Here is a 6,945-nt window from a genome sequence, read left to right as displayed (position 1 = left end):
AATGTAAGGACTGTTCCGTATCCACAAAAAGGGGTAACTTTATATATAAATCCGTGTGCGTTATTTGTACCATTATCTATGAAAAAGGAAGAGAATATACAGTTTGCATTATCTTGTGATAATAAATTTTCAGATAATGCTACTATATATTCCGAAATTCGTCCGTGGTGTATGTTCAATCCCCACCAGGTTTTGAAACCGGGAATATGGTACTGGAGATTTCGTAATGTTTCTGCTGAAGGTAAATTTTCAGAATGGAGTGAAACCTATTCTTTCGAGATTACTGATGATATCCCCGAATTTGTAACTCCTTCTTTTGATGTATTTCTTTCAAATGTTCCTAAAAAAGGAAATAGAATATATTGTTTCTTGTCTGACAAAATAGAGAATGCTAGAAAAGATATATATAAACATCCTGAGTATAATGACATGATAAGTCAGGCAAGGCAAGGAATTGCGGCAAATTATACTTTTGATGTTAATCCTTATAATAAATTGAGTGAAATGTCAGAGCTTGCAGTTAAATTGCAAACCGCATATATCCTAATGGATCGTCAGGTATATGCTGATAAAATGGTGCAGTTTGCCAGGCGTTTGTTGTCAGTGGAATTTGAAGAATCTCGTCTGGCAAATGATTTTTTTGCAGGTGATCTGGCTTTTTTTATGGCTAATGTGTATGAAACATGTTATTCAATTTTGACAGTAGAAGAGAGGGCAAAGATCAAGGAGCTTGTTATTAATGTGTTTGAATACTATCGTAATTTGATGTATGGACATGAAGAAAATCATGTTTTTAACAATCATTTTTGGCAGTTTCCAGTAAGAAAATTTATTCAGGCTGCTTTGGTCTTTCACGATAAAGATCCTTTGGCGAAGGAGATTTTAGAATATCTTTACGAAATATGGACATGTAAAGCTCCGGCTGCAAATCTTAATAGAGATGGGAACTGGCATAATGGGACAAGCTATTTCAGTGCAAATGCAGTTACTTTAAGTTATATGGCTTCGTTGTTTTCGTATCTGACAGGTGTAGATTTTCTTAAGCATCCATGGTATAGGAATGCGGGTAAAGGACTTGTTTATAGTTGGCCTCCTGAATCTCTGTCTGCAGGATTTGGCGATGGGCATGAAAAGACCAATGACCAGCCGTTGCGTATCCGTAGCGCATTTGCGGACTTTCTTGCCCGTGAGACAGGTGATCCTTATGCATCATGGTATTCCTCTATAAATCAATTGTATAAGACTGATTATGAGTTGAGGCTTTACAGAATGTTGAGTGGTAAATCACGTCCTGTAAATAATTCTTTACCCTCTGACGTCTCTAAATCAGTGTGGTTTAAAGATAGTGGAGAGATGATATATATTGATTCTTTGTCGGATTATAAACATGGTATGTATTTGAGTTTTCGTTCTAGTCCGTTTGGTTCAGGCAGTCATACTCATTCAAATCAGAATGCATTTAATATTCATTATAATGGAATACCTGTTTATCGTTCAGCAGGATATTATCTGAATTTCAGCGATGCTCATAATATAATGTCATATCGCCATACAAGGGCTCATAACACAATTCTGGTAGATGGCATAGGTCAACCTTTTACTACAAGGGCTTATGGACAAATAACTCGTATGCTGAAAGGTGAACACATAACTTATGCATTGGGAGACGCTTCAAATGCGTATTGTGGCGTTAGTGAGTATCCTATGTGGAACGAAAACTTCAGTAAAGTAGGAATAGAGCAGACTCCTGAAAATGGGTTTGGAGAAACTCCTTTGACAAAATTCTTTCGCCATGTTATTGTTCTTGATAAGGATATTGTTGTTTTATATGACGAAATGGAGGCAAAGAAAAATGTTAGATGGGACTGGCTGCTGCATAGCCCTGTACGTTTCAATATAAATGATAATACACTGGTTACTCATAATGAAGAAGGTGGTTTTACCGCTACGGCTTATATTATATCAGAACAGTCTTGTATATACTCGCAGACAAATGATTTTACCGAACAGCCTGATGAAAATCTGGCTGTTAGAGGTGAACGTTTGGAGAAATATTGGCATTTGAAGGCTACTTTCCATCCTTCAAAATATAATAGGATACTTACCGTTATAATAATAGATCAGGATGGAAAAGAGAAACGTAAGATAGTACGTTGTCATAAGTCAGGAGGTATACAAGTGGGTGGATGGAACATATCAGCTGAATTGAATGTAAGTAAACCTGCCAGTATAATTATAACCGATGGAAAATCAAAGTTTGGTTATGGTAAAAAAAGTATTGAAATTGAACCAAGAAAAATATATAAACTAAAAGATAAGAATGCTTCTGTTCTATACGACTGCATAGATGGTGAATGGAAGACCGAAGAAATGACTGATAGAAGATTAAAACCTACATGTGTAATAATTAAATAGCTATAATTATGAGATTTTTTTTGAATTTGTTTTTATCTGGCATATTTCTTTCATCATGTCAGTCTAATGTAAATAATGAGAAATGGGTATGTGATGCACTTGATGTTGCATCTTATCAACTGAAATTCACGGCACAAGAACTAAAGGATTCTGTAGTGATGCCACGTTCTTTATGGACAGGATATGATGTTAGCTTCTTGGAAAGTCAGTTGGAACGTGATGCTTCTACTTTTGCCGATTCTTTATGGGCTAATCCTCCAAAAGAAAAATTAGGAACAAGGAGAAATTGCAATATATATGACTGGACAAGTGGCTTTTTCCCTGGAAGTTTGTGGTATGCGTACGAGCTTACAGGAGATGCTGATTTGAAAAATGAAGCTATAGATTATACCAATCGAATGTTTCCTATCAGTAAATATAAAGATAATCATGACATTGGTTTTATGATAAACTGTAGTTATGGTAATGCAATGCGTCTTGCTCCGAATGACAGTATCATGGATGTGATAGTAGAAACAGCTGAAAACTTGTGTTCAAGATTCAATGTGCAGATAGGATGTATAAGATCATGGGACTTCGGGCATTGGAATTACCCGGTTATAATAGACAATATGATGAATCTTGATTTATTGTTTAACGCTACTAATCTTACAGGAAACCAAAAGTATAAACAAGTGGCAATCAAGCATGCATATACTACAATGAAACATCATTTCCGCCCTGATTTTACTTCGTTTCATGTTGTGAGTTATAATGATGACGGTTCTGTTGAACTGAAAGGTACTCATCAAGGTAAAAACGATGATTCGGCTTGGGCTCGTGGTCAAGGTTGGGCTGTGTATGGATATACTTCTTGTTATAGAGAAACTAAAGATGTGAAATTTCTTAATCAGGCTGTTAATGTAGCAGAAATGATTATAAAACGTAATGTAGCATCAGATAAGGTTTGTTATTGGGATTTTGATGCTCCGATAAAAATGGAAACTCCGCGTGATGCTTCTGCTGCAGCTGTTATAGCTTCTGCATTTTTAGAATTAAGTACATTTGCAGAAAATGGTGACAGATATTTTGATTATGCGGAAGAAATATTGAAAAGCCTATCTTCAAAAAAATACCTTTCAGAAAAAGGTCAAAACAAGGGTTTTGTGCTCATGCATTCTGTTGGTTCTCTTCCTCATGGTTCTGAAATTGATACACCAATTAATTATGCTGATTATTATTATTTGGAAGCATTGAAACGCTATAATGATTTGAAGAAATAATACGTAATCAAAATAAGATAAAACGGTTTTGAAATTTTAATATGATACAATCAGATATATTTGCAGTCGTAAAATAGCTGAAAAAGAATAGTATTATGAAAAATGTGTATAAAAAGTTAGTAACAGGTTTTCTTTTTATGTTTATGTTTTGTGCAACTTTAATTGCACAGAACATAAACATATCAGGAAAGGTAGTAGATGATACAGGGCTTGAAGTAATTGGGGCTAATATTCGTATTAAAGGTAATGCAAATGTTGGTACTATTACAGATATGGAAGGGAAGTATACTATTTCGGCAAAAGCAAACGACGTTCTGATATTCTCTTTTATAGGAATGGCTTCGCAGGAGATTGCAGTGAAAGGCCGTACGGTAATAGATGTAAAATTGAAGCAGGATAATAAAGTTCTTGATGAAGTTGTAGTTATCGGATACGGAACATCGAAACGTAGTGATCTTACAGGTTCTGTTGTTTCTGTAAAAAGTGATGATATTATGAAAACACCTACTTCGGACGTAACGCAGGCATTGGCGGGTCGTGTGGCTGGTGTACAGGTAATTCAGTCAGAAGGTGGACCTGGAGCTTCTGTCTCTATACGTGTACGTGGAGGTATATCCATCACTCAAAGCAATGAACCTCTTTATATAATTGACGGTTTTCCCAGTGAAGACGGAATGTCAAACCTTGATCCGGGTGAGATTGAAAGTATAGATATTCTTAAAGATGCTTCTGCCACTGCTATATATGGTGCACGTGGTGCAAATGGTGTTGTCGTTATCACAACTAAAAGTGGGGGAAAGAATGGTTCCAAACTTGATGTGAATTTCGACACTTATATAGGTTTTGCAAAAATAGCGAAAAAGCTGCCTGTATTGTCTTCCAAAGAGTTTGCGATATTGGATTATGAAAGAAATCTTTATTTTAATGGTGAAGATGGTGTAAATCGTTTTCAGAACTTATACGGTTCATTTATGGAAATTGATGAGAATTATTCAGATAGAGGAATAGATTGGCAGGAAGAAGTATTGGGACGTACTACAACTAGTCAGAACTATAGAATAAATGTTTCAGGAGGTAATAAGGATACAAGTTTCAGTATGGGCTATGCTTATTTCAAAAACTTGGGCGCTATGGTATATAGTGGTGATGAAAAGCATAATATATCACTTAATGTTTCGCACAAAGGTGGAAAACGTTTATCTGTTAATGCACGTTTAAACTTTACTCAACAGAAAATATACGGAATGGGAACATCCGAAGGTAATGCCCGTTTCAATAAGATGGAACATATTATTCAGTATCGTCCAATTGCAGGTATTACAGGAACAGAACAAGGTCTGTTAGAAGGGGAGGACCCATTGCTGGTAGATGATGAGTCCAATCCTATGCAGAACCCTCTAATATCAGCAGAGCAGGAAACTGATGATAGAACAGCCCGCACGTTTCAGATTAACGGAGGATTAAATTTCCGTATAAGTAAACGTTGGACATTTAAAAGTTCTCTTGGTACCAGATATTATATTCTTCGTCGTGATCGTTTCTATGGAGAATTGTCAGCTATAGCCAAGCGTTCGAGTATAAATGGTAGTATACAATATTCGGAGAATGGAAGTTTTCAGACATCTAATGTCTTTAACTATGAATACAAGACCAAAAAACAGAAATTTATTGCAATGTTTGGTCAGGAATGGGTATCCAGGTGGACACAATGGGTTAATTCTACAGTAACAAACTTCCCTAATAATGATATTGGATTGAATGATACTAGTGTTGGCACTCCAGGTACTATTACTTCAAATGTAAATTATGACGATAAGCTTTTATCGTTCTTTTCGAGATTTAATTATAACTTCAAGGAACGATATCTTGTTACTGCTACCGTACGTGCAGACGGATCGTCAAAATTCAGCAAGAATCATAAATGGGGATTTTTTCCGTCTGTATCTGCCGCATGGCGACTTAGTGAAGAAGATTTTATAAAAAGACTGGATGTATTTTCCGATTTAAAGCTTCGAGCAGGATATGGTCTTGCAGGAAATAATCGTATAGCAAGTTATGCATCGTTGTCATTGCTGTCTTCAGCTACATATCCGAGTGACACTTCCATGTCGCCGGGTTATGCTCCTTCTGCAATTCCAAGCGAAAATTTGCAATGGGAGTCCAATAAGACTTTTAATATGGGAATTGATTTTGGATTTTTCGATCAAAGGCTTACCATTTCTCCGGAATTTTATTTGAATAAGAGTTCACATCTTTTGCTTAATTCTAAAGTTCCTGCCTCTTCTGGTTATACCACTATGTTGAGAAATATCGGTAGGACGAGAAATGTAGGTGTTGATTTGTCTGTTTCTTCTGTTAATATACAGAATGATAATTTAACTTGGAGTACTGATTTTAATATGTCTTTTAATAGAAACAGGATTGAAGCTCTGTCAGGTGAGGATTATTTTCTTGAGGAGGCTGAGTTCGGGTTTAATCAGAATACTCATAAAATAGCCGTAGGAGAGCCGATTGGACAGTTCTATGGATTTAAGACATTGGGGCTTTATGAAGTAGATGATTTTAATTATGATCCTTCTACAGGCACATATACTTTAAAGGATGGTGTTCCTGTTAGGGATGGAGTACAACCAGGTTCTTGGAAATTTGCTGATGTTAATAATGACGGTATCGTGAACGATAATGATCGTACGGTAATTGGAAATGCTAATCCCATTGTATATGGAGGTTTAAACAATTCAATATCATATAAAGGTTTTGATTTTAGCTTCTTCTTTACTTATAGTATTGGTGGAGAAGTGTTGAATGCAACAAAATTGAATAATACTCTTATAGGCGGTACAAACAGAAATGCTCTTGATCTGGCAAACAGTTCACACAGATGGATGACTATAGATTCTGAAGGAAATAAAGTTACTGATCCTGAATTGTTGAAACAAATAAATCAGGGAAAGACTGTTGCTTCCGTGGCAGATTTACAGCAAGGTAGCTATTATGTTCATTCATGGGCCGTGGAAAATGCTTCATTCCTTCGTTTAAGTAATTTGACTTTGGGCTATACATTTCCTCGCAGTATGCTTAGAAACTGGAGTATAAAAAAGCTGAGATTGTATTTCACATCAAGTAATCTCTTTATTGTTACACCTTATACAGGTTTTGATCCGGAGGTTTCTACTAAAGGCAACAATCTTACTCCGGGAGTAGATTTCGGAGCCTATCCACGTAATCGTTCATTTGTATTCGGATTAAATGTGACATTATAAATCTT

Annotated in this window: 3 protein-coding genes; all 3 read left to right on the top strand. The window is 35.9% G+C overall.

Annotation, left to right across the window (positions count from 1 at the left end):
- The coding region (locus H6A61_RS03260; protein ID WP_204390917.1) for a DUF4962 domain-containing protein at positions 1-2,415 on the top strand (2,415 nt) is incomplete at its 5' end.
- Positions 2,416-2,423: 8 nt separating this feature from the next.
- Entirely contained in the window at positions 2,424-3,677 is a 1,254-nt protein-coding gene (locus tag H6A61_RS03255) for a DUF4995 domain-containing protein (protein ID WP_204390916.1), read from the top strand.
- A 95-nt stretch (positions 3,678-3,772) separates the two neighbouring features.
- Entirely contained in the window at positions 3,773-6,940 is a 3,168-nt protein-coding gene (locus tag H6A61_RS03250) for a SusC/RagA family TonB-linked outer membrane protein (RefSeq protein WP_204390914.1), read from the top strand.
- The last annotated feature ends 5 nt before the right edge of the window (positions 6,941-6,945 follow it).

The organism is Bacteroides caecigallinarum (assembly GCF_016901995.1).
Taxonomy (GTDB): domain Bacteria; phylum Bacteroidota; class Bacteroidia; order Bacteroidales; family Bacteroidaceae; genus Phocaeicola; species Phocaeicola cellulolyticus.
The sequence above is the reverse complement of the archived record's forward strand: the minus strand, read 5'-3'. Positions and strand labels throughout refer to the sequence as shown.

Bases quoted from the DNA above. Each gene is read 5' to 3' on its own strand.
- H6A61_RS03255 (WP_204390916.1), top strand. From the start codon at position 2,424: ATGAGATTTTTTTTGAATTTGTTTTTATCTGGCATATTTCTTTCATCA.
- H6A61_RS03250 (WP_204390914.1), top strand. From the start codon at position 3,773: ATGAAAAATGTGTATAAAAAGTTAGTAACAGGTTTTCTTTTTATGTTT.